The organism is Thauera sp. JM12B12, assembly GCF_039614725.1.
In the GTDB taxonomy this organism is placed as follows: Bacteria; Pseudomonadota; Gammaproteobacteria; order Burkholderiales; family Rhodocyclaceae; genus Thauera.
This window is the reverse complement of sequence record NZ_CP154859.1, coordinates 2,026,430-2,046,956: the sequence shown is the minus strand read 5'-3', so window position 1 is coordinate 2,046,956 and position 20,527 is coordinate 2,026,430. Positions and strand designations below refer to the sequence as shown.

Below are 20,527 nucleotides of genomic sequence, written 5' to 3'. Positions count from 1 at the left end.
CGAAAAGTTGCATTGCCCCCGCCCATGAGCCTGCGCCCGCCGCCCGCCAGCAGCCGCCGCGTCGCGCGCGCATGCGGCGGCAGGGGGCACGCCTGGCGCGTTATACTCGCCGCCCTTGCGCTGGATTCGCCCAGCCGCTGCGCCCTTCGCCCCCTCATGCCGGTCGAGCACTACGAAAACTTTCCTGTCGCGTCGCTGCTGCTGCCGGCCCGCCTGCGCGAGCCGGTCGAGGCCATCTACGCCTTTGCGCGCAGTGCCGACGACGTCGCCGACGAGGGCGATGCGCCGGCCATCGCCCGCCTCGCCCGCCTGCACGACTATCAGATCGCGCTCGAGGCCTGCGCCCAGGGCCACCCCGTGCATGACGGCTCGATCGCGCCGATGTTCGATCGCCTCGGCCGTGCGATCCATGCCCACGCCCTGCCGCTGCAGCCCTTTCGCGACCTGCTCGACGCCTTCATGCAGGACGTCGGCAAGACGCGCTACCGTGATTTCGACGAACTGCGCGACTATTGCCGCCGCTCGGCCGACCCGGTCGGCCGCCTGATGCTGCACCTCTACGGCGCGGCCACGCCCGACAACCTCCGGCGCTCGGATGCGATCTGCACCAGCCTGCAGTTGATCAACTTCTGGCAGGACGTGGCGGTCGACTGGCGCAAGGAACGCATCTATCTGCCGCAGGACGACATGGCGCGCTTTGGGGTGGATGAGCCGACGCTCGATGCGCTCGTGTCTGGCACGACGCCGATCAACGAACGGTGGCGGGCGCTGCTCGCCTTCGAAGTGCAACGCGCGCGGGCGATGATGCTCGTGGGCGCCCCGCTTGCCCGCAGCCTCCCCGGGCGCGTCGGCTGGGAACTGCGCCTGGTGGTGCTCGGCGGCCTGCGCATCCTCGAGCGCATCGAGGCCGTCGGCTACGATGTCTTCCGCCACCGCCCCGCGCTCGGCCGCAGCGACTGGTTGCGCCTGGCCTGGCGCGCCCTGACTTTCGGAACAACCGCATGAATCCGCACGACTACTGCCAGGACAAGGCCGCCAAGAGCGGCTCGAGCTTTTACTACAGCTTCATGTTCCTGCCCGCCGAGCGCCGCCAGGCGATCACCGCGCTCTATGCCTTCTGTCGCGAGGTGGACGACGTCGTCGACGAATGCCACGACCTCTCGCTGGCACAGACCAAGCTCGAGTGGTGGCGGCAGGAGGTCGGTCGGGTTTATGGCGGCACGCCCACCCACCCGGTCGGCCATGCGTTGAAGGACGTCATCAGGGGCTTTCGCCTGCCGCAGGAGCAGCTGCTCGAGATCATCGACGGCATGGCGATGGACCTGTCGCAGACGCGCTACCTGGACTTCAAGGGTCTGCAGCTGTATTGCTACCGCGTCGCCAGCGTGGTCGGCCTGCTCGCCGCCGAGATCTTCGGCTACCAGGACCGCCAGACGCTCAAGTACGCGCACGACCTCGGGCTGGCCTTCCAGCTCACCAACATCATCCGCGACGTCGGCGAGGATGCCCGCCGCGGCCGCATCTACCTGCCGATCGAGGACCTGCAGCGCTTCAATGTGCCGGCCAAGGATCTCCTCGAGGCACGCTACTCGGACGCCTTCCGCGAGCTGATGGCCTTCCAGGCCGAGCGCGCGGAGAAGTTCTACGACCAGGCCTTCGCCCAGCTGCCGGCGATCGACCGCAAGGCGCAGCGCCCCGGCCTGGTGATGGCGGCGATCTACCGCACCCTGCTGCGCGAGATCGCGCGCGACGGCTTCCTGGTGCTCGATCGTCGCACCTCGCTGACCCCGCTGCGCAAGGTGTGGCTGGCGGGCACGACCTGGTTCCGCGCATGAACGCGGCCGCTCCGGGCGCCGGCCGCGGCAGCGCTCGCACCCGCCCCGGCCCGTGCGCGGCTGCGCATCGGCATCCGGAGGTCGCATGAGCGTTCCGGTGGTCGCCATCATCGGTGCCGGCTACGCCGGGCTGGCCTGCGGAGTGGAGCTCGCGCGCGCCGGCGTGCATGTGACCGTGTTCGAGCGCTCGCACACCCTCGGCGGGCGCGCGCGCGTCGTGCACAAGGACCATCACTGGCGGGTCGACAACGGCCAGCACATCCTGCTCGGTGCCTACAGCGAACTCACCCGGCTGCTGCGCCTGACCGGCGTGTCGCCGAAGCTGCTCGCCCACCTGCCGCTGACCCTGCACGTACCCGGACGCCTGCACCTCAAGGCGGCCGCGCTGCCGGCGCCCCTGCATCTGGCCGTCGGCCTGCTGCGCGCCAGCGGGCTGAGCTGGAAGGACCGCCTGGCGATGCTGCGCCTGATGCGCTGGCTCGCCCGCCGTGGCTACCGCCTGCCGGATGCGGGCATGACGGTGAGCCAGTTGCTGGCCGAGACGCGCCAGACGCCCGCGCTCGACGCCCTGATCTGGGAGCCGCTGTGCGTCGCGGCCCTCAACACGCCGGCCGCGGTGGCGTCCGCGCAGGTCTTCGCCAACGTGCTGCGCGACAGCCTGGGCGCGGGCGCGGCGGCGAGCGAGCTGCTGTTGCCGCGCACCGACCTGTCCGAGCTCTTCCCGGTGCCGGCCGCGCGCTACCTCGCCACCCGCCGCGGCAAGCTGCGCACCGGCAATGCGATCGAGGCCATCCAGCCCGTCGCCGGCGGATTCCGTCTCGAGGGCGACCCCGGCAGCCAGCCCTGGCCGCAGGTCGTGGTGGCGACGGCGCCCTATCACGCCGCACCGCTGCTCGCGAGCACCGGTGCCTGCGAACGCCTGGCAGCACAGATCGACGCGCTCGAGCACGAGCCGATCGTCTCGGTGTACCTCGCCCTCGGCAAGGGGCTTCGCCTGCCCGAACCGATGATCGGCCTGGTGTCGGGCACGCCGGAGGACCCGGCGCAGTGGGCCTTCGACCGCGGCCAGCTGGGCGGCCCCGAGGGCCTGCTGGCGTGCGTGATCAGCGCGCATGGGCCGCATGAGGCGCTGGCGCGTGACGACCTCATCCTTGCCGTGCATGCCCAGCTCGAGCGCCAGCTCGGTCGCCGCCTGCCCGCGCCCGAGTGGTCGCAGGTGATCGTCGAGAAGCGGGCCACGATCGCATGCACGCCGGGCATCTTCCGCCCCGGCATCCGCACGCCACTGCCCGGCCTGTGGCTTGCAGGCGACTATCTGGATTCGGACTACCCGGCGACCCTCGAGTCCGCCGTGCGCTCGGGCGTCGCCTGCGCCACCGCGATCCTGGCCGAACTCGGCCGCGGCGGCTGACCGAGGTCGCCCTGGCCGCCAATTGCGTGCATCAGTGGCACGGGGGCGGGCCGCCTCAGGCCCTCTTTACGAACTCCGACTTCAGCCCCATCGCGCCGATGCCGTCGATCTTGCAGTCGATGTCGTGATCGCCTTCGACGAGGCGAATGTTCCTGACCTTGGTGCCGACCTTCACCACCGCCGACGCGCCCTTGACCTTCAGATCCTTGATGACGGTGACGCTGTCGCCGTCCTTGAGAACGTTGCCGACGGCATCGCGAACGACGCGCACGTCCTCCGCCGCAGCAGCCGCCACGCTGGGCCACTCGTGCGCGCACTCGGGGCAGACGAACATCTCGCCGTCTTCATAGGTGTATTCGGAACTGCATTCGGGGCACTTGGGGAGGGAATTCATGTATTCGTTTCCTGCAGGATTGCGCTATCGAGCGTGGGCTGGGAGCACGTCGCCACATGGCGCAGGATCGGGTCGAGCATCGCCGCGCCGAGGCGCTTGCTGCGTGCACCGTTCCAGCCTACCGCCTCGTCAGGCAGGAGCGCGTTGTCCTTGAACGGCATTTCCAGCGTCAGCGATACGCAGCCGAAATGGTTGGCGACCCACTTGCTGGCCAGCGTCAGCAGCTCCTCGCCGAAGCGTCCGGGTTTGTAGCCCTCGGTGGTCTGGAAGTCCGGGCTCGCCGCCAGGAAGGCCTCGATGAAGCGCGCCTGGGCGGTCGCTGCTGCGGCCGTGAAGCCGGGCACCTCTTCTGCCGTCGAGAAGAACACGTAGGGCAGCGTCTCGTCGCCGTGGATGTCGAGGAAAAGTCCGCAGCCGGTGCGCTCCATCTCCGCGCGCACGAGGAAGACCTCGGGGCTCGCGACGGGATCGGGCGCGCGCCACTCGCGGTTCAGGTTGCGCCCGGCGGCGTTGGTGCGCAGGTTCCCGCGCACGGCGCCGTCCGGGTTCATGTTCGGCACGATGTGCAGCACGGCCTGCGCGCGCAGCTTGCGCGCGACCGGGTCGGCGGGATCGAGCAGACGCTCGAGCAGGCCTTCGACGAACCATTCCGCCATGGTCTCGCCTGGATGCTGGCGGGCGATGATCCAGACCGGCATGCGGCCCGGCGCATCGCCCCCGACCGTCACCAGGTCGAGATCGCGCCCTTCCACCGTCAGGCCGAGATTGCGCAGGCGAACCTGTGGGGAGCGCTCGGCACGCGCGACGAGGTCGAGGTGGCGCTCGTACGAATAGGGTTCGAAATAGGCGTAGAAGACGCTGTCGCGCTCGGGCACGTGCTCGACGACGAGCTGCCCGTCGTGGTAGCGCGTGCCCTCGATGCGGAACCAGTTCTGGCGATCGTAGGAGGCGACGCAGCGGTACCCATGCCAGCCGTCCGCGTAGGCCGCAGTTGCGGCGTTCTCGAACACCATGCGCAGCGGCAAGCCCGCCGCACCGGTCAGGCGGAAGTGGAACCACTGGTGGAAGTCGGCGGCGTTGTCCTTGCGCAGGCGCAGGCGGATGTTGGCCGGATCGTCGAGGCTGAGGACCTCGATTGCGCCCGAATCGAACGCGGAAGTGATCTTCACCACCTTCACGCCTCGCGACGGCGGAAGACCAGGGTGTCGGCATCCGAGGCCTCGGCGGCGAAGGAATAACCCTCGCTGTCGAAGCCTTGCAGCGCCTTCACCTCGTCGATGCGATTCGTGATGACGTAACGGCTCATCAGCCCGCGCGCGCGCTTGGCGTAGAAGCTGATGATCTTGTAGCGCCCGCCCTTCCAGTCCTCGAACACCGGGGTGACGATGCGGCCCTCGAGCTTCCTGGGCTTGACCGCCTTGAAGTATTCGTCGGAGGCAAGGTTGAGGAGCACCCGCTCGCGCCCGGCGTCCTCCTCGCGCGCGAGCAGGCCATTGAGCGCGTCGGTGATGCGCTCGCCCCAGAACTCGTAAAGGTTCTTGCCGCGGGGGTTGGCGAGCCGGGTACCCATCTCCAGGCGGTAGGCCTGCATCAGGTCGAGCGGGCGCAGCACGCCGTAGAGGCCGGAGAGGATGCGCAGGTGGTCCTGCGCCCAGGCGAGATCGTCCTCGCCCAGGCTCTTCGCATCGAGCCCCTCGTAGACGTCGCCGTTGAAGGCGAGTACGGCCTGGCGTGCGTTCCCGGCGCTGAAGGGACGCGACCAGCTCGCATAGCGCGCGACGTTGAGCGTGGCGAGCGGGTCCGACAGCGACATCAGTTCGGCGATGTCGGCCGGGGATTTTTCGCGCAGCACCTCGATCAGTGCAGCCGAATCGTCGAGAAAGTCGGGCTGGGTATGGGTGGAGACGGCAACAGGGCTCTCGTAGTCGAGCGCCTTGGCGGGAGAGATGACGAGGATCATGGGTCGTTCTGGGGGAAGCGGCGATCAGGCCGGGATGGCCGATGTTAACGCGAATCGCGTCGTCCGGTGCTCGCCCGCCTCAGCCCGGCATCACTTCGAGCAGGCGCGCGGAAAGCTCGTCCGCCCGCTTGCGACCGATGCGCGACTCGCTGATCGACTGCAGCCACTCGTCGAACAGCGCGCGCAGTTCCGTGGCCTGGCGCGAGGCGTGGATGCGCTTGACGAGATCGAGCTTGCCGTAGGGGCCGTGGAAGGTGCGCAGGGTGTTCATCATGAAGTCCTGGGCGAGGGCAAGGCTGGCCTCGCGGACCGTCCCGTCCGCCGTCCGGACATGCTGCGGCGCAGAGGCAGTCGTGGCTGGCGTAGCCGGTGCGAGCGGCTCGATGAAGCCGCCCTCGATGAGCGATCGAAGGCTGTCGTCGAACTGTGCATCGCCCGCCAGCGCGGCGAGCTCGGGGGTCTCGCGCTGGCCATCGACCAGGATGAGCAGGCGCCGGGCGCGCAGGCCCAGCCCGCCTGCGCGCCCGGTGATCTCGTGCTGGCCCAGGGGCGTCTTGCGATACGTCGTCATGCTGGCTGTCTCCTTGCCGTGCGCGGCCTGCGGCCGTCTGCTCTGCCTGCACGTCCGGCGCACGGACGTGCATGCGCAAAGCATGGAAGGCAGCGCCGATACGGGTCAAGGAGGACGGCAGCCCGGGCGTGAGCGTTTTAACGCTCGCGCAACTGACGTGCCTGTTCGAACAGGCACACCGCCACCGCGGCCCCGACGTTGAGCGATTCGATGGCGGCGGCCATCGGGATGATCACGCGCTGGTCCGCACGCGCCAACATCCCCGCCGACAGCCCCTGTCCCTCGGCGCCGAACAGCCAGGCCACCGGCGTGCGCAGGTCGAGGTCGTACAGACAGCTTGCCCCTTCGCCCAGTGCGGTGGCGAGGCAGCGTCCAGGGTAGCCCGCGAGTCGCTCGAGCGCGTCCACGCCCTCCTCGATCTCGAGCACGAAATGCGCCCCCATCCCGGCACGCAGCGCACGGGGCGACCATGCCTGCGCGCAACCGACCGCGAGCAGCGCCCTGCGGATACCGGCCGCGGCCGCGGTCCGCAGGATCGTGCCGAGGTTGCCCGGATCCTGCACGCCGTCGAGGACGACGACGCTGTCCACAAGCGCGCATGATGCCGCGGGTGCAGGTAGGTCGATCAGGCCAAGCAGCCCGGAGGGGCTATCCACCGGGCTTACATGCCGAAAAAGCGGATCGGGGAGGTGGTAGCGAGGGAGGTCGACCGGAAGGGCGTCGAGCAGGGCGAGGTGCTCGGCGCGGAGAAGGCCTGCATCCGACACCACCACCGCCTTGAGCGGCCAGCGGGCGTCGCAGGCGGCACGCACCAGATGGGCGCCATCGAGCAGCGTCTCGCCGAGCTTGCGACGGTCGCGCCCCGACTGCGCCAGCGCATGCAGCCGCCGGATGAGGGGGTTGTCGCGCGAACTGATGGGCTTCATGGCCGAGGCGGCGCGGCGCTGGCCAGGCACTTTCTCACCGGGGCGAAGCTGCGGCGGTGGAAGGCCTGCACGCCGTGCGCCTCGATGGCGGCCAGATGGGCCGCCGTGGGATAGCCCTTGTGCGCGGCCAGTCCGTACTGCGGCCACTGGGCGTCGAGCACGCGCATGGCTTCGTCGCGCGCGGTCTTGGCGAGGATGGATGCGGCGGAGATCGCCGGCTGCGTGGCGTCGCCCTTGATGATCGCACGCGCCGGATAGGGCAGCTGCGGGCAGCGGTTGCCGTCGATCAGCACCTCGCCCGGGGCAAGGGCGAGCGCCATGACGGCCCGCTGCATCGCCAGCATCGTGGCCTGCAGGATGTTGAGGCGGTCGATCTCATCGACGCTCGCTTCGGCCACCGCCCACGCCAGCGCACGCTCGCGGATCAGCGGCGCGAGCCGCTCGCGTGCGGCTTCGCTGAGCTTCTTGGAGTCGGCCAGCCCGGCAATCGGCCGCGCCGGGTCCAGGATCACCGCAGCGGCCACCACCGGGCCGCACAAGGGACCTCGACCAGCCTCGTCCACACCGCAGACGTGCGCAGTCGACGCCAGCATCGGCGCAAACAGGTCCGGGGTCATGGCCTCTTCGAACTGCCGGGTGCAGCGCAGAGATAGGGCAGGATGGCCTCCGCCGCGCGCCGGGCCGTGTCCTGGCGCAGGCTCAGATGCAGCTCCATGAAGCGCGCCTCGACGGCCGCGCAACGCTCGGGGGCCTGCAGCCAGTCCCGGATGGCTCCGGCCAGATTCTCGGCCGTCGCCTCGTCCTGCAGCAGCTCGGGCACGATGCCCTCGTTGCAGAGGATGTTCGGCAGTCCCACCCAGGGCAGATAGGCCATGTGCTTCATCAGCCGGTACTGCCACTTGCCGATGCGGTAGGTGATGACCATCGGCCGCTTGAGCAGGGCCGCTTCCAGGCTGGCCGTGCCGCTGGCGACGAGCACGACGTCGGCCGCGGTCATCGCGTCGACGGCGTGGCCGAACAACATCCGGATCGGCTGCTCGGTGGCCTCGTTCCGATGCAGCGCTTCCTCGAAGATCTGCCGGGTCTCGCGGGTTGCCAGCGGCACCAGGAAACGCAAGTCAGGATCGCCTTCGAGCAGGCAGCGCGCGGTGGCGATGTAGGTGTCCGCGAGGTTGCGCACCTCCGACTGCCGGCTGCCCGGAAGCAGCGCGATCACCTTTCGCCCGAGCGGAATGCCGAGGCGCTCACGGACCTCGTCGCGATTCGGGTGCAGCGGAAACACATCGGCGAGCGGATGGCCGACGTAGCTCACCGGCACGCCGGCATTCTCGTAGAGCGGCGGCTCGAAGGGGAACAGGCACAGCATGTGCGAAACCGAACGCGCGATGCGTTTGATGCGCCCGCCCCGCCACGCCCAGATCGCGGGGCTCACGAAGTGGATGGCGGGGATGCCCGCGTCGCGGGTCTTGCCTTCGAGCCAGAGATTGAAGTCCGGCGCATCCACGCCGATGAAGGCGTCGGGACGTTCGCGGCGGATCTGCGCAAGGAGCTCGCGCCGGATGCCGGACAGCTCCCGATAGCGCTTGATGGCGTCGACGTAGCCGTGCACCGCGAGCAGTTCGCACGGCCAGCGCACGTCGAAGCCCTCGGCCTGCATCTTGGGGCCGCCGATGCCGAAGAATTCCGCGTCCGGCAGGTGCCGGCGCAGCGCACGGATCAGATGGCTCGCGAGCAGGTCGCCGGAGGTCTCGCCGGCGACCATCGCAATACGGACGGTCATCGCGTCAGCTTGCGCTCAGCGCACGATGCCGCGGCCGGACTCGGCGATGAATGCGGCAAAGGGCGCAACCTCGGGCTGGTCGGCGGCGATCTCCGCCACGCGCTGACGCGCCTCCTCGAGCGAAAGCCCCGAACGATAGAGCGCGCGGTAGGCGCGCTTGATCGCGGCGATGCCCTCGGCGGAATAGCCCCGGCGCTTAAGTCCTTCGCTGTTGATTCCGTGCGGTTTGGCGGGATTGCCGGCCACGGTGACGAACGGCGGCAGATCCTGCAGCAGCACGGTGCCCACGCCGCAGAAGCTGTGCGCACCGACGCGACAGAACTGGTGCACCCCGGTGAAGCCACCGAGGATCGCCCAGTCGCCGACGCTGACATGCCCGGCAAGCGTGGCGTTATTGGCGAAGATCGTGTGGTCGCCGACCTGGCAGTCGTGCGCCACATGCACGTAGGCCATGATCCAGTTGTCGTTGCCGACGCGCGTTACGTGGGCATCCTGGCTGGTACCGACGTTGAACGAGCAGAACTCGCGGATCGTGTTGCGATCGCCGATCTCGAGCCGGGTCGGCTCGTCGTCGTACTTCTTGTCCTGCGGGCTGGCGCCGATCGAGCAGAACTGGAAAATCTCGTTGTCGCGGCCGATGCGGGTGTGGCCCTCGACCACGACGTGCGGGCCGATGCGCGTGCCCTCCCCGATCTCGACGTGCTCGCCGATCACCGAGTAGGCGCCGACGCTCACGCCGCCGGCGAGCTTCGCGCCCGGATGGACGATGGCAGTCGGGTGGATCATAGCGTCTTGATCGCGCACATCAGTTCGGCTTCGGCGGCGAGTTCGCCATCGACGCTCGCGCGCGCCTTGTACTTGTAGATATTGCGCTTGCTCTGGGTGATCTCGACGTCGAAGATCAGCTGATCGCCCGGCACGACCGGGCGCTTGAAGCGCGCGTTGTCGATGCCGGCGAAATACACCACCGAGTTCTCGTCCGGCTTCACGCCGCTGCTCTTGAACGACAGCAGCGCGGCCGCCTGAGCCATCGCCTCGATGATCAGGACGCCCGGCATCACCGGATGATGCGGAAAGTGGCCGGGAAAGAAGGGCTCGTTCATGGTCACGTTCTTCAGGCCACGCGCACGCACGCCCGGCTCGATCTCCAGCATGCGGTCGACGAGCAGGAAGGGATAGCGGTGCGGCAGGTACTGGAGGATTTCCTTGATGTCCATGATCGTTCAGCCCGGATCGCGGTCCTCGGGACCGTCGTTGTTGTGTTGTTCGAGTTGGCGGACGCGCTTGGACAGCGCATCCAGGTGGCGCAGGTGGGAGAAGTTCTTCACCCAGTCACCATGCGTCTGCAACGGCAGGTTGCCGGTGTAGACGCCCGGCTTGGTGATCGACTTGGCGACGAGGGTCCACGCCGACACCACGACGTCGTCGGCGATGCTGAGGTGGCCGGAGATGCCGGCCTGACCGCCGATCATGCAGCGTGCGCCGATCTGCGCGCTGCCGGCCACGCCGGCACAGCCTGCCATGATCGTGTGTTCGCCCACCCGCACGTTGTGCGCGATCTGGATGAGGTTGTCGAGCTTGACCCCGTCGCCGATCACGGTGTCGTCGAGCGCGCCGCGATCGACCGTGGTGTTGGCGCCGATCTCCACGTCGTTCCCTATGATCACGCGCCCGGTCTGCGGAATCTTTACCCACGCCCCCGCGCGCTCGCGGGCAAAGCCGAAGCCGTCCGCGCCGATCACCACGCCCGCGTGCAGGATGCAGTCATCGCCGATCACGCAATCGTGGTAAACGGTGACATTGGGATAGAGCCGGGTGCCACGGCCGATGCGCGTACCGCGCCCGACATGGCAGTTGGCACCGATGACCACGCCCTCGCCGAGCTCGACGTCCGCCTCCACCGAGGCTCCGGGCCCGATCTCGACGCTCGCGGGAACGTTGCACGCGACCGCTGCCGTCCGATGCACGCTGGCCTGGACCGGCGGCGGCGGATTGAACAGTTGCGCGACGCGGGCGAAATAGAGATAGGGGTCGGGCGTGACGATCAATGTACGATCGGCCAGCTGCTCGCGCGCATCGGGTCCGACGATCAAGGCGCTGGCCGCACAACGCTCAACCTGGGAGAGGTACTTGCGATTGGCGAGGAAGGCGAGATCGCCCTCCCCTGCCCGCTCGAGCGTTGCCACGCGCGCAACGGCGACCTCGCCGTCGCCGTGCAGTTCGCCGCCCAGTCGATCGACCAGCTCTTGCAGTCGGAACATGCGCGCGACCGATTTACTTGGCTTCGGACAGGGCCTTGATGACCTTGTCCGTGATGTCGATGCGCGGATTCGCGTACACCGCTTCCTGGAAGATGATGTCGTAGTTTTCCTGCTCGGCGATCTCCTTCACCGAGCGGTTGGCCTTGTCGAGCACCGAGGCGAGCTCCTCGTTCCGGCGCTGGTTCAGGTCCTCGCGGAACTCGCGCTGCTTGCGCTGGAAGTCGCGGTTGAGCTCGTTGAATGCACGATCCTTGTTGCGACGGTCACTGTCGCCCATCGTGGGCCCGTTGCGCTCGAGGTCTTCCTGCATGGACTTGAGGTCGCGCGCGATACGCTGGAGCTCCTGATCACGCTTCTCGAACTCCTTCTCGAGCCGCTGCTGGGCACGCACCGCCGGCGCGGCCTCGCGCATCACGCGGTCGGAATTCACGAAGCCGATCTTGGTCTCGGCGATGGCGGCCTGCGACACGCCGAGCAGTGCGGCTGCCAGCAGGGAGAGGGTACTGACTTTCACTTGTGCCTCCGGATGGAACTCGATAGCCCGCAGCGTCAGAACACGCTGCCGAGCTGGAACTGGAATCGCTGGATCTCGTCGTTGTCCTTCTTGTTCAGCGGATGGCCGAAGCTGAACTTCAGCGGGCCGATCGGCGAACTCCAGGAGAACGCGAGGCCGGTACTGTAGCGCAGGTCGTTGAAGCGGACATCCTGCTCGACGAAGGCGTCGCTGCCGAGCGGCTGCTCGTCTTCACCCCACACGTAACCGGCATCGAAGAAGGCCGAAATGCGGAAGGAGCGGTCCTTGCCGGCGCCCGGCATCGGGAAGTAGAACTCGGCGTTGCCGACCACCTTGCGCGTACCGCCGGTCGAGGTGATGTCGCCGTCCGTGTCGCGGAACTTGGGACCAATCGAGCCCTGGTCGTAGCCACGTACCGAGCCGATGCCCCCGACATAGTAGTTCTTGTAGAACGGCACTTCCTTGCCACCGAAACCCTCCGCCCAGCCCACATCCGCATTGAGCATCAGTGCGTAGTCGCGGCCGATCGGGAACCAGTGCTGGTACTGGTACCCCAGCTTGCCGTAGCGCAGGTCGCCGACCGGCACCGTGACCTCCCCATACACCCGCTGATAGGTGCCGGCGCGCGGATAGGTGAAGCTGTCACGGCTGTCTCGCGACCAGCCCACGGTAGCGAGCAGACTCCGCACCGTGACCACGCCCGTGCCGTCCGGGTTGTTGCAGCCACCGAAGTCGCGGCAGAAATCCTTGTAGAGCTTGGGGCTCAAGGTATAGGTGGTGATCTCGGTCTGGTCGGCGGTGAGGCCGAAGTTGATCTGGTCGTCCTCGGCGATCGGCCAGCCAAGGCGAATGCCGGCACCGGTCGACACCGTCTTGTAGGGTGACACGGTGTCGAGTTCGTCGGCGTCGTAGGTGCGGTGGTACAGGTCCCAGCCGAGGCTCACGCCGTCAACGGTGTAGTACGGGTTGGTGAAGGACAACGCCAGCGTGCGGCTGGACTCGCTGGTGTTGAGCGCGAGCGTAAGCGCGTTGCCACTGCCGAAGAGGTTCTGCTGCGCAATCGAGGCCGACAGCACGATGTTCTCGGCACTGGAGAAGCCGGCGCCGAGCATGAGGTTGCCGGTCGGCCGCTCCTTGACGGTGAAGTTCACATCGACCTGGTCAGTCGTGCCGGGCACCGCGGGCGTCTCGACGTTGACCTCGTCGAAGAAGCCGAGACGGTCGATCCGCGTGCGCGAACGGTTGATGGCCGCGGCGTCGTACCAGCCGCCTTCCATCTGGCGCATCTCGCGGCGTACCACCTCGTCGCGTGTCTTGGTATTTCCGCCGACGTTGATCCGGCGCACATAGACGCGGCGACCCGGATCGACGAAGACGGTGAACGCGACCTCGCGCTTGGCCTTGTCCACCTCGGGGGCGGCGTTGACGTTGGCAAAGGCGTAGCCCTCGTTGCCGAGGCGGTCGGTGATGGCCTTGGTGGTCTCGGTGAGCTTCTCGCGCGAGAAGACCTCGCCGGGCCGGATCCGCGTGAGCGCGACATAGTCCGACTCGGGAATCACCAGATCGCCGGTGAAGCGCACGCCGGTGACGGTGTACTGCTCGCCCTCGGTGATGTTCACCGTGATGTAGATGTCCTTCTTGTCCGGGGTGATCGACACCTGAGTGGAGTCGATGTTGAAGTCGAGGTAACCCTGGTTGAGGTAGAAGGAGCGCAGGGTCTCCAGGTCGGCAGAGAGCTTCTGGCGCGAGTACTGGTCGTTCTTGGTGTACCAGGTGAGCCAGCCCGGCGTGGTGAGCTGCATCTGCTCGATCAGGTCGTCCGCCTCGAAGGCCTTGGCACCGACGATGTTGATCTGGCGAATCTTGGCGACGTCGCCCTCAGTCACCGTGAAGTTGATGCCGACGCGATTGCGCTCGAGCGGCGTGACCGTGGTGGTCACGGTAGCGGCGTACTTGCCGCGCGAGAGGTACTGGCGCTTGAGCTCCTGCTCGGCGCGCTCGAGCAGCGCGCGGTCGAAGATGCGCGACTCGGCTAGGCCGACCTCGCGCAGGCCGGCCTTGAGCGCATCCTTGTCGAACTCCTTGACGCCGACGAAATCGATGTCGGCGATCGCCGGACGCTCATCGACGACGACGACGATCACGTCACCCTCGGTCTCGATGCGCACGTCACTGAAGAAACCGGTGGCGAACAGCGCGCGGATCGCGTCCGCCGCCTGCGGCTCACTGAAGGTTTCGCCCACCCGCACCGGCAGGTAGTTGAACACCGTGCCCGCCTCGGTACGCTGGATGCCCTCGACCCGGATGTCCTTGACCACGAAAGGGTCGAATGCTGAAGCCGGCGATGCGGCAAAAAGGGCCATGAGGAGCCCGGGCAGGAGCTTGCGATTCATGCGGGAGTTCAGCCGGAAATGAGACGATTGATGTCGTTGTAGAAGGCGAATGCCATCAGCATCACAAGGAGGACGAGACCGATCTGCTGACCGATCTCCATGATGCGCTCCGGAATCGGACCGCCCTTGATGATTTCGACCGTATAGTACAACAAGTGCCCCCCATCCAGAACCGGGATGGGGAGCAGGTTCAGGACCCCCAGACTGATGCTGATGAGGGCCACGAACTTCAGGTAGTGGCTCAGTCCGAGCTGCGCAGTCTGGCCCGCGTAATCGGCAATGGTGACCGGTCCGGAGAGGTTCTTCCACGACACTTCGCCGGTGAACATGCGGCCGATCATCTTCAGGCTGAGCACGCTCGTTTCCCAGGTCTGGCGCACGGCCTTCGCGAAGCCTTCGATCACCCCGTAGCGGACCTCTCCGAACATCGAGATGCCGCCGGGAGCAGGCTCTGCCACCCCGACGCCGATCCGGCCGATGCGGTCGCCGTTCTCCGTGGCTTCGTCCGGCGTGACCTGAACGTTGAGCACCGCATCCCCGCGTTGCACCTCGAAGGCCACGCTCCTGCCCGGTGCGTTGCGCACCGCGAGCACGAGATCGCTCCAGCTCTGGATGTCGACACGGTCGATGGTGAGCACCCTGTCACCGGACTGCAGGCCCGCGCGCGCCGCCGCACCGTCCTCGGAGATCCTGCCGATGACGGCGGGTATCAGCGGCCGCCAGGGTTTGAGCCCGATGCGGGCAACGAGGTCGGCGTTGCCATCATCGATGGCGACGCCTGCCAGATCCAGCCTCCGGTAAGCCTCGACATCCTCGAGCGTGCGCACCTTGAGCACCAGCTCGCGGCTATCGAGCGCGTGCTGCAAGAGCACCCAGCGCAGGTCCTGCCAGCTGCGCACCGGCTCGTCGTCGACCGCCACGACGAGGTCGCCCTCGCGCACGCCCGCCGCCTGTGCGATCGCCGGCGTATCGGACAAGGCCAGACGCGGCCGCAACTCGTCGGTGCCCGCGACGAAGATGCCCCAGTAGAGGACGATCGCGAGCAGGAAGTTGGCGATCGGCCCCGCCGCGACGATGGCGAACCGGCGATAGACGTTCTGCCGGTTGAAGCTGCGATGGCGTTCGGCAGGCGCCACCGGGCCCTCGCGCTCATCGAGCATCTTCACGTAGCCACCGAGCGGAAAGGCGGCGAGCGCCCACTCGGTGCCATCGCGACCGGCGCGCTTGACCAGCAGCGGCTTGCCGAAACCGATCGAGAACCGCAGCACCTTCACCCCGCACCAGCGCGCCACCAGGTAGTGGCCAAGCTCGTGCACCAGGATCAGCAGCCCGAGCGCGAGCGCGAAGGGAATGAGGTAGTCGAGCAGATTCATCGTGATACCGAACGTTGGCTGATCTCGCTGCGTGCCCAGTCGCGCGCGCAGGCGTCGGCGGCGAACACCGCGTCCAGCGAATCGACCGCCTGGCTGGCGCTGCGTTCCAGGCATGCAGAAATTACCGCCGGGATGTCGAGAAAGCCGATGCGGTGATTCAGGAACGCCGCGACCGCCTCCTCGTTCGCGGCATTGAGCACGGCGGGAGCCGCACCGCCTGCACGCAGCGCCTCGAAGGCCAGCCGCAGGCAGGGAAAGCGTGCCAGGTCGGGGCGTTCGAAATCGAGGCGCGCGATCGCGAACAGATCGAGCGGGCGCACACCCGCCTCGATACGTTCGGGCCAGGCCATGGCGTGCGCGATCGGCGTGCGCATGTCCGGATTGCCGAGCTGAGCGATCACCGACCCATCCGCGTAGTCCACCATTGAATGGATCACGCTCTGCGGATGCACCACGACCTCGATCATGTCGGCAGGCGCACCGAACAGCCAGTGGGCCTCGATGACCTCGAGCCCCTTGTTCATCATCGTCGCCGAGTCCACCGAGATCTTGCGCCCCATTACCCAGTTCGGATGCGCGCAGGCCTGCTCGGGCGTGACCGCGGCCAGCGACTCGAGCGGCGCGGTCCGAAACGGGCCGCCCGATGCCGTCAGAAGTACGCGGCGCACGCCCGCCGCATCCGGGCGGCGCGCGTAGTCGGCTGGCAGGGCCTGGAAGATCGCGTTGTGCTCGCTGTCGATCGGCAGCAGCGTGGCCCCGCCCTGGCGGACGGCGTCCATGAACAGCTGCCCGGACAACACCAGCGCCTCCTTGTTCGCGAGCAGCACCTTCTTGCCGGTCCGCGCTGCCGCAAGGGTGGGACGCAGCCCGGCGGCGCCCACGATTGCCGCCATCACCATGTCCACCTCGGAGGCGGCCGCGATCGCCTCGAGCGCGGCGTCACCGCACAGGACCTCGGTCGCGCTTCCCGCACCGCGCAGCGCGCGCGCAAGCGCGTCGGCTGCGGCCGCGTCGCCCATCACCGCGTAGCGTGGAGCGAACTGGAGGCACTGGGCGAAGAGCTTGTCGTGCTGGCGCTGCGCGCTGAGGGCGAAGACTTCGAAACGGTCCGGGTGGCGGGCGACGACGTCGAGCGTGCTCTGCCCGATCGAGCCGGTGGCGCCCAGGACGGTCAGGCGCCGGGGTGCGGAGTCAGCCATGAGTTGTATTCCAGTTCGGGAGCGATGACCGCTCGCCAGGTGTCAGCGTGCCAGCCAGACCGCCGCGAGCGCCACGAGCGGCAGGGTGGACGTCAGGCTGTCGATGCGATCGAGAATGCCGCCATGACCGGGCAGGATGCTGCCACTGTCCTTGAGGCCGGCCTGGCGCTTGAGCAGGGACTCGAAGAGGTCGCCGATGATGCTGACCGCGGTCCACGCCAGCAAGGCGACGGCGATTCCGAGCGCGCCACCCGGCTGGCTTGCGCCGAGGGCGACGAGCACGCCGAAACCGAAGATCAGCACCGCGCAGGCCGCACCGGCTGCGCCTTCCCAGGTCTTGCCGGGGCTGATGGCGGGCGCGAGCTTGTGGCGGCCGAAGGCACGACCGGAAAAGTAGGCGGCAATGTCCGCCACCCACACGACCGCCATCGTGCCGAGCAGCACCCACGGACCCAGGGTGCGCAGGTGCATCATCGCCAGGGCGGTCGGGATCAGCACCACAAAGCCGACCAGCGACGCCAGCGTCGGGTTGGAGAGCGACCACTTGCGCGCCAGCCAAAGCGGCACGAGGAAGACCCAGAACAGCCCGCTCACCAGATAAAGGGGCAGGAGCAGGACGCCGCCCGAAAGACTGCCATCGCCCAAGCCGGCCATGTACCCGACCATCAGGCAGGTCACCCCGAAAACGACTGCGCTCGTCATGCGCAGCGGCCGCTCGAAGCGCGCCAGCCCACCCCACTCCCAGGCCGCCGCGCCGCACAGGGCTGCGCACAGCAGCATCCAGCCCGCGGGCGGCAGCAGGAACACCGCAGCCAGCAGGGCAACCAGCAGCAGGATGGCGGTGACGACGCGGTCCTTAAGCATCGGTGGCCTGCCCGGCAGAAGAAGTGTTGAGCTGTTCGCTGGTGCGACCGAAGCGACGCTCGCGCCCCTGGTAGGATGAAATCGCCCCGGCAAGCGCCGCGGCATCGAAGTCCGGCCACAGCACATCGGTGAAGTAGAGCTCGGTGTAGGCGAGCTGCCAGAGCAGGAAGTTGCTGATGCGCTTCTCGCCGCCGGTACGGATGAAAAGGTCGGGCTCGGGGGCGAAGTGCATCGACAGTTCGCTGGCGAGCTCATCCTCGGAGAAGCCGTCGCGGCGCTCCGGGTCGCGAGCCATCAGCCGCGACATCGCCTGCAGGATGTCCCAGCGGCCGCCGTAGTTCGCTGCAACCGTGAGGTTGAAGCGGGTATTTCCGGCCGTCAGGGCCTCGGCCTCGCGGATCACCTTGACGAGTTGCGAATCGAAGCGCGACAGGTCACCGATGACGCGGAAGCGAATCCCATTGTCGTGAAGCCGGGCGACTTCCTTCTGCAGCGACTTGAGGAAGAGCTGCATCAGGAAGGAGACTTCATCCTGCGGCCGCCGCCAGTTCTCGGAGCTGAACGCGAACACCGTGAGGTATTCGACGCCCTGCTCGATGCAGCCTCGAATCACCGCGCGCAGCGCCTCGACGCCGCGCGAGTGGCCGGCCACGCGCGGCATCAGGCGCTTGCGCGCCCAGCGCCCGTTGCCGTCCATGATGATGGCGATATGCCGGGGCACCGCCGACACCTCGGGGATGTCCCGGGTGGAGCTCTTGAAACGACCACCGGTCATGATCTGCCTCCTGTCGAACCCATGCGGGAACCGTCGATCCCGGCAGGATCAGATCTGCATCAGTTCCTGTTCTTTCTGGGCGAGCAGCTTGTCGATCTCGGCGACATACTTGTCGGTGAGCTTCTGGATGTCGTCCTCGGCGCGACGCTCGTCGTCCTCGGAGATGGTCTTGTCCTTGACCGCATCCTTGAGATGCTGATTGGCGTCGCGACGCAGGTTGCGGATCGCCACCTTGGCGGTCTCGCCCTCGTGGCGGACCACCTTGGTAAGGTCGCGCCGACGCTCTTCGGTCAGGGCGGGCATCGGCACGCGCAGCAGCTCGCCCATGTTCGACGGGTTGAGGCCGAGATCCGAGTCGCGGATGGCCTTCTCGACCTTGGCCAGCATCGGCTTTTCCCAGGTCTGCACGCCGATCGTGCGCGCGTCGATCAGGGTGACGTTGGCCACCTGGTTGATCGGTACCATCGAGCCGTAGTACTCGACCATGACGTGGTCGAGCAGGCCGGTATGGGCGCGGCCGGTGCGTACCTTGGCGAGGTCGGTCTTGAGCGCCTCGACCGACTTCTGCATCTTCTGTTCGGTGTTCTTCTTGAGTTCGGGGATCATGCGCGCATTCTCCAGGGTTCAGGAATGGACCAGCGTGCCTTCGTCTTCGCCCATGACCACGCGCTTGAGCGCACCGGGCTTGAAGATCGAGAACACGTTGATCGGCAGTTTCTGGTCGCGACAGAGCGCGAACGCGGTGGAGTCCAGCACCGCCAGGTTGCGGCCGATGGCCTCGTCGAAGCTGATGCGGTGATAACGCTGGGCCTGCGGATCCTTCTTCGGGTCGGCGGTGTACACACCATCGACCTTGGTCGCCTTGAGCACGATCTGCGCCCCGATCTCCGCACCGCGCAGCGCGGCAGCGGTGTCGGTGGTGAAGAAGGGGTTGCCGGTGCCGGCGGCGAAGATCACCACCCTGCCCTCTTCCAGATGGCGGATCGCCCGCCCGCGGATATAGGGCTCGACCACCTGATCGATGCGAAGGGCCGACTGCACGCGTGCGGGCACGTCCATGCGCCGCATCGCGTCGGCGAGCGCCATCGCGTTCATCACCGTGGCCAGCATGCCCATGTAGTCGGCGGTGGCGCGGTCCATGCCCGAGGCCGCGCCCTTCATGCCGCGGAAGATGTTGCCGCCGCCGATCACCACGCCGACCTGCACGCCGAGACGGGTGATCTCGGCGACCTCGGAGACGATGCGGGTGACCACGTCCTCGTTGATGCCGTAGGCGTCGTCACCCATGAGGGCCTCGCCGGAGAGCTTCAGCAGGATGCGCTTGTAGGCGGCGGACATCTCCATCTCCTTACTGCTTGGCGGCAGCGGCAGCGGCGGCCTGCTCGGCCACTTCCGCGGCGAAGTCGGTCACCTTCTTCTCGATGCCTTCGCCGACGATGTACAGCGTGAAGCCGGCAATCGAAGCGCCCTTGGCCTTGAGCAGCTGCTCGATGGTCTGCTTGCCGTCCTCGGCCTTGACGAAAACCTGAGCCAGCAGGGTAACTTCCTTGAGGAACTTCTGCACGGTGCCGTCGGCGATCTTCTCGAGCATCGCTTCGGGCTTGTTGTCGGCGCGGGCCTTTTCGATGGCGATGCGGCGCTCGGCGTCGATGAGGTCCTGCGACACGCCCGAGGCGTCCAGCGCCTTCGGCTTGGAGGCGGCGATGTGCATCGCGATGTCCTTGCCGAGCTGCTCGTCGCCGCCGACCAAGTCCAGCAGCACGCCGATCTTGGCGCCGCCATGGATGTAGGAGAACAGGCTGCCCTTGGCCTCGACGCGTGCGAAGCGGCGGATCGACATGTTCTCGCCGATCTTGCCGACGAGCGCGGTGCGGGTGGACTCGACGGTGCCCTCACCCATCGGCAGCGCCGACAGGGCGGCGACGTCGGCCGGGTTCTTGCCCGCGACCAGCTCGGCGCAACCCTGCACCAGCGCGAGGAAATCGTCGTTCTTGGCGACGAAGTCGGTCTCGCAGTTCACTTCGATGATCGAGCCGAGCTTGCCGTCGGCCGAGATGCTGATCCCGACCACGCCTTCGGCGGCCACGCGGGTGGCGGCCTTGGAGGCCTTGTTGCCGAGCTTGACGCGCAGGATCTCTTCGGCCTTGCCCATGTCGCCGGCCGCTTCGGTCAGCGCCTTCTTGCATTCCATCATCGGCGCGTCGGTCTTCTCGCGCAGTTCCTTGACCATGCTTGCGGTGATTTCCGCCATGCTAGCTCCTGAATATCTTG

The 20,527-nt window shown here is 67.5% G+C and carries 22 protein-coding genes; 3 read left to right on the top strand and 19 right to left on the bottom strand.

Translation table 11 applies throughout. The annotated features are described in order from the left end of the window. The first annotated feature begins 156 nt into the window (after window positions 1–156). From hpnC to hpnE, 3 genes are all read left to right on the top strand, one after another. On the top strand, window positions 157–1,005 hold the full coding sequence (gene hpnC / locus AAG895_RS09180; protein ID WP_345795268.1) for a squalene synthase HpnC: 849 nt from the start codon (window positions 157–159) through the stop codon (window positions 1,003–1,005). Continuing rightward, window positions 1,002–1,835 (top strand): presqualene diphosphate synthase HpnD, encoded by an 834-nt coding sequence (hpnD, locus tag AAG895_RS09175; protein WP_345795187.1) that lies wholly within the window; start codon window positions 1,002–1,004, stop codon window positions 1,833–1,835. Before hpnC ends, hpnD begins: the two co-directional genes overlap by 4 nt. An 85-nt stretch (window positions 1,836–1,920) precedes the next feature. Then, on the top strand, window positions 1,921–3,246 hold the full coding sequence (gene hpnE, locus AAG895_RS09170) for a hydroxysqualene dehydroxylase HpnE (RefSeq protein WP_345795186.1): 1,326 nt from the start codon (window positions 1,921–1,923) through the stop codon (window positions 3,244–3,246). A 55-nt stretch (window positions 3,247–3,301) separates the two neighbouring features. On the opposite strand, the gene AAG895_RS09165 is transcribed toward hpnE, so the two are convergent. The 19 genes from AAG895_RS09165 to tsf all read right to left on the bottom strand — a co-directional run bounded on the left by AAG895_RS09165 (window position 3,302) and on the right by tsf (window position 20,507). Continuing rightward, window positions 3,302–3,640, bottom strand: coding sequence for a zinc ribbon domain-containing protein YjdM (locus tag AAG895_RS09165; protein ID WP_345795185.1), 339 nt, complete (start codon window positions 3,638–3,640; stop codon window positions 3,302–3,304). After that, entirely contained in the window at window positions 3,637–4,809 is a 1,173-nt protein-coding gene (locus AAG895_RS09160; RefSeq protein WP_345795184.1) for a M14-type cytosolic carboxypeptidase, read from the bottom strand. Before AAG895_RS09160 ends, AAG895_RS09165 begins: the two co-directional genes overlap by 4 nt. Before the next feature lie 5 nt (window positions 4,810–4,814). After that, window positions 4,815–5,600 (bottom strand): peroxide stress protein YaaA, encoded by a 786-nt coding sequence (yaaA, locus tag AAG895_RS09155; RefSeq protein WP_345795183.1) that lies wholly within the window; start codon window positions 5,598–5,600, stop codon window positions 4,815–4,817. Between the two features lie 79 nt (window positions 5,601–5,679). Beyond that, window positions 5,680–6,171: a hypothetical protein gene (locus tag AAG895_RS09150; protein WP_345795182.1), complete on the bottom strand. Its 492-nt coding sequence runs from the start codon at window positions 6,169–6,171 to the stop codon at window positions 5,680–5,682. Window positions 6,172–6,308: 137 nt separating this feature from the next. Beyond that, entirely contained in the window at window positions 6,309–7,097 is a 789-nt protein-coding gene (locus AAG895_RS09145; RefSeq protein WP_345795181.1) for an RNA methyltransferase, read from the bottom strand. Then, window positions 7,094–7,714, bottom strand: a complete 621-nt coding sequence (gene rnhB, locus AAG895_RS09140; RefSeq protein ID WP_345795180.1) for a ribonuclease HII — start codon at window positions 7,712–7,714, stop codon at window positions 7,094–7,096. Before rnhB ends, AAG895_RS09145 begins: the two co-directional genes overlap by 4 nt. Continuing rightward, window positions 7,711–8,877, bottom strand: coding sequence for a lipid-A-disaccharide synthase (lpxB, locus tag AAG895_RS09135; protein WP_345795179.1), 1,167 nt, complete (start codon window positions 8,875–8,877; stop codon window positions 7,711–7,713). The genes rnhB and lpxB overlap by 4 nt, the downstream gene beginning before the upstream one ends. 15 nt (window positions 8,878–8,892) lie before the next feature. Next, a complete protein-coding gene (lpxA, locus tag AAG895_RS09130) occupies window positions 8,893–9,663 on the bottom strand; it encodes an acyl-ACP--UDP-N-acetylglucosamine O-acyltransferase (protein WP_345795178.1) in 771 nt (256 codons plus the stop codon). Continuing rightward, a complete protein-coding gene (gene fabZ, locus AAG895_RS09125; protein ID WP_345795267.1) occupies window positions 9,660–10,097 on the bottom strand; it encodes a 3-hydroxyacyl-ACP dehydratase FabZ in 438 nt (145 codons plus the stop codon). Before fabZ ends, lpxA begins: the two co-directional genes overlap by 4 nt. 3 nt (window positions 10,098–10,100) lie before the next feature. Next, window positions 10,101–11,138 (bottom strand): UDP-3-O-(3-hydroxymyristoyl)glucosamine N-acyltransferase, encoded by a 1,038-nt coding sequence (gene lpxD, locus AAG895_RS09120; RefSeq protein WP_345795177.1) that lies wholly within the window; start codon window positions 11,136–11,138, stop codon window positions 10,101–10,103. Between the two features lie 13 nt (window positions 11,139–11,151). Beyond that, entirely contained in the window at window positions 11,152–11,652 is a 501-nt protein-coding gene (locus tag AAG895_RS09115) for an OmpH family outer membrane protein (protein ID WP_345795176.1), read from the bottom strand. A gap of 35 nt (window positions 11,653–11,687) precedes the next feature. Then, window positions 11,688–14,045: an outer membrane protein assembly factor BamA gene (gene bamA / locus AAG895_RS09110; RefSeq protein WP_345795175.1), complete on the bottom strand. Its 2,358-nt coding sequence runs from the start codon at window positions 14,043–14,045 to the stop codon at window positions 11,688–11,690. A gap of 8 nt (window positions 14,046–14,053) precedes the next feature. Next, window positions 14,054–15,418 carry an RIP metalloprotease RseP gene (gene rseP, locus AAG895_RS09105; RefSeq protein ID WP_345795174.1) on the bottom strand — a complete coding sequence of 455 codons (1,365 nt, stop codon included), beginning with the start codon at window positions 15,416–15,418 and terminating at the stop codon, window positions 14,054–14,056. Then, the gene (ispC, locus tag AAG895_RS09100; protein ID WP_345795173.1) at window positions 15,415–16,617 is read right to left on the bottom strand and encodes a 1-deoxy-D-xylulose-5-phosphate reductoisomerase; all 1,203 of its coding nucleotides are present in this window, start codon (window positions 16,615–16,617) and stop codon (window positions 15,415–15,417) included. Before ispC ends, rseP begins: the two co-directional genes overlap by 4 nt. A gap of 42 nt (window positions 16,618–16,659) precedes the next feature. After that, entirely contained in the window at window positions 16,660–17,481 is an 822-nt protein-coding gene (locus AAG895_RS09095; protein ID WP_345795172.1) for a phosphatidate cytidylyltransferase, read from the bottom strand. Continuing rightward, on the bottom strand, window positions 17,474–18,256 hold the full coding sequence (uppS, locus tag AAG895_RS09090; protein WP_345795171.1) for a polyprenyl diphosphate synthase: 783 nt from the start codon (window positions 18,254–18,256) through the stop codon (window positions 17,474–17,476). Before uppS ends, AAG895_RS09095 begins: the two co-directional genes overlap by 8 nt. A gap of 48 nt (window positions 18,257–18,304) precedes the next feature. Next, on the bottom strand, window positions 18,305–18,862 hold the full coding sequence (gene frr / locus AAG895_RS09085) for a ribosome recycling factor (protein WP_345795170.1): 558 nt from the start codon (window positions 18,860–18,862) through the stop codon (window positions 18,305–18,307). An 18-nt stretch (window positions 18,863–18,880) separates the two neighbouring features. Continuing rightward, window positions 18,881–19,594 (bottom strand): UMP kinase, encoded by a 714-nt coding sequence (gene pyrH / locus AAG895_RS09080; RefSeq protein WP_345795169.1) that lies wholly within the window; start codon window positions 19,592–19,594, stop codon window positions 18,881–18,883. Between the two features lie 10 nt (window positions 19,595–19,604). Beyond that, window positions 19,605–20,507 (bottom strand): translation elongation factor Ts, encoded by a 903-nt coding sequence (tsf, locus tag AAG895_RS09075; RefSeq protein ID WP_345795168.1) that lies wholly within the window; start codon window positions 20,505–20,507, stop codon window positions 19,605–19,607. Window positions 20,508–20,527: the final 20 nt, after the last annotated feature.

Bases quoted from the DNA above. Each gene is read 5' to 3' on its own strand.
- lpxD (WP_345795177.1), bottom strand. From the start codon at position 11,138: ATGTTCCGACTGCAAGAGCTGGTCGATCGACTGGGCGGCGAACTGCAC.
- rseP (WP_345795174.1), bottom strand. From the start codon at position 15,418: ATGAATCTGCTCGACTACCTCATTCCCTTCGCGCTCGCGCTCGGGCTG.
- frr (WP_345795170.1), bottom strand. From the start codon at position 18,862: ATGATCCCCGAACTCAAGAAGAACACCGAACAGAAGATGCAGAAGTCG.
- AAG895_RS09145 (WP_345795181.1), bottom strand. From the start codon at position 7,097: ATGAAGCCCATCAGTTCGCGCGACAACCCCCTCATCCGGCGGCTGCAT.
- ispC (WP_345795173.1), bottom strand. From the start codon at position 16,617: ATGGCTGACTCCGCACCCCGGCGCCTGACCGTCCTGGGCGCCACCGGC.
- hpnC (WP_345795268.1), top strand. From the start codon at position 157: ATGCCGGTCGAGCACTACGAAAACTTTCCTGTCGCGTCGCTGCTGCTG.
- yaaA (WP_345795183.1), bottom strand. From the start codon at position 5,600: ATGATCCTCGTCATCTCTCCCGCCAAGGCGCTCGACTACGAGAGCCCT.
- AAG895_RS09165 (WP_345795185.1), bottom strand. From the start codon at position 3,640: ATGAATTCCCTCCCCAAGTGCCCCGAATGCAGTTCCGAATACACCTAT.
- pyrH (WP_345795169.1), bottom strand. From the start codon at position 19,594: ATGTCCGCCGCCTACAAGCGCATCCTGCTGAAGCTCTCCGGCGAGGCC.
- rnhB (WP_345795180.1), bottom strand. From the start codon at position 7,714: ATGACCCCGGACCTGTTTGCGCCGATGCTGGCGTCGACTGCGCACGTC.
- tsf (WP_345795168.1), bottom strand. From the start codon at position 20,507: ATGGCGGAAATCACCGCAAGCATGGTCAAGGAACTGCGCGAGAAGACC.
- hpnD (WP_345795187.1), top strand. From the start codon at position 1,002: ATGAATCCGCACGACTACTGCCAGGACAAGGCCGCCAAGAGCGGCTCG.
- bamA (WP_345795175.1), bottom strand. From the start codon at position 14,045: ATGAATCGCAAGCTCCTGCCCGGGCTCCTCATGGCCCTTTTTGCCGCA.
- AAG895_RS09095 (WP_345795172.1), bottom strand. From the start codon at position 17,481: ATGCTTAAGGACCGCGTCGTCACCGCCATCCTGCTGCTGGTTGCCCTG.
- uppS (WP_345795171.1), bottom strand. From the start codon at position 18,256: ATGACCGGTGGTCGTTTCAAGAGCTCCACCCGGGACATCCCCGAGGTG.
- hpnE (WP_345795186.1), top strand. From the start codon at position 1,921: ATGAGCGTTCCGGTGGTCGCCATCATCGGTGCCGGCTACGCCGGGCTG.
- lpxB (WP_345795179.1), bottom strand. From the start codon at position 8,877: ATGACCGTCCGTATTGCGATGGTCGCCGGCGAGACCTCCGGCGACCTG.
- lpxA (WP_345795178.1), bottom strand. From the start codon at position 9,663: ATGATCCACCCGACTGCCATCGTCCATCCGGGCGCGAAGCTCGCCGGC.
- AAG895_RS09150 (WP_345795182.1), bottom strand. From the start codon at position 6,171: ATGACGACGTATCGCAAGACGCCCCTGGGCCAGCACGAGATCACCGGG.